This is a genomic window from Streptomyces sp. DvalAA-14 (genome assembly GCF_900091855.1).
Classification (GTDB): domain Bacteria; phylum Actinomycetota; class Actinomycetes; order Streptomycetales; family Streptomycetaceae; genus Actinacidiphila.
In genome coordinates this window covers 1-1253 of record NZ_FMCH01000510.1, presented here as the reverse complement: position 1 = coordinate 1253, position 1253 = coordinate 1, and the positions used below count along the sequence as shown (strand labels likewise).

Below are 1253 nucleotides of genomic sequence, written 5' to 3'. Positions count from 1 at the left end.
CGTCCACCAGCTGCAACTCCGCGAAGCGCTCGCACAGTTCACCGGCCTTGGCGTGCCGGAACCAGACCTTGTCACCGAGCAGCAGATCATCGGCGGCCGAGCCGAGCAGCGGCGTCTGCACCTCGCCCGGGCCTTCCTGCGGATCGTAGGAGAGCCCCTCCGGCAGATACGGCACCGGCAGCCGGTCCGGGCCCGGCGCGCCCGACGCCGGATAGCCGCCGCCCAGCACCGTGATGACGCCGACACCCGGGCGGCGGACCACCGGCTGGGCGAACAGCGCGGCCGGACGGCCCCGGAAGGCCCGGTAGTTGTCGAACAGCCGCGGCACATAGAGCCCGGAGCCGGCCGCGATCTCGGTCACCGCGGCCTCCGCCGCCGTGCTCTCCACACTGCCGGTGCCACCGCCGTTGACGAACTCCAGGTCCGGCGTCACCGCCAGCACCGCGCGCACCGCCTCCGCGCGCCTCGCCGCCAGCTCCTTGCGGGCCGTGGACTGCATCAGCCGTATGGCCAGCGCCCGGGCCGGCCGGCCGGGGACCAGGTCCCCGACTCCCGCCACATGACCCTCGTACGCCATGATCCCCACCAGCCGGAACCCCGGCCGGGCGGCGATCGTCCGGGCCAGCGACGCCATCTGCTCCGGGGTGCGCAGCGGCGATCGCCGGGCGCCCACTCGCACCCGGCCGCCGAACTTCCGCAGCGAGGTGTCGAGTTCGAGGCAGACCCGGACGGTCTCGGTGCCGTCGGCACCACGGGCGGCGTCGATCAGGTCGAGCTGGGTGAGGTCGTCGACCACCACCGAGACGGCCTGCGCCAGCTTGGGGTCGGCGGTCAGCTCGGCGAAGCCGTCGCGGTCCGCCGAGGGGTAGGCGAGCAGGACATCGCTGAAACCGGTGCGGACCAGCCACAGCGACTCGGCGAGCGTGAAGGACATGATGCCGGCGAAACCCGGGCGCGCCAGGGCCCGTTCCAGCAGCGCACGGCACCGCACGGACTTCGAGGCGACCCGGATCGGTTTCCCGCCTGCCCGGCGCACCAGGTCGTCGGCGTTGGCGTCGAACGCCTCGAGGTCCACGATCGCCACCGGGGCGTCGAGATGGGCGGTGGCCCGGTCGTACCGGGCCCGGTCGGCAGCGCGATCGGACATGGACCGCAGCCTGCCAGACCCGGGCTACCGAAAGGTAGCCCCGCGCACCTCGCCCCGCCGCAACCGCACCACCGCGCACCCCGTAGACGTGACGCGCGAACCGCGC

At 73.9% G+C, this 1253-nt stretch carries 1 protein-coding gene; it reads right to left on the bottom strand.

Going from position 1 to position 1253, the window contains the following annotated elements:
• Nucleotides 1-1147: amino acid deaminase/aldolase (locus tag GA0115240_RS27605; RefSeq protein ID WP_093740792.1), on the bottom strand; the 1147-nt coding region annotated here is incomplete at its 3' end.
• Nucleotides 1148-1253: the final 106 nt, after the last annotated feature.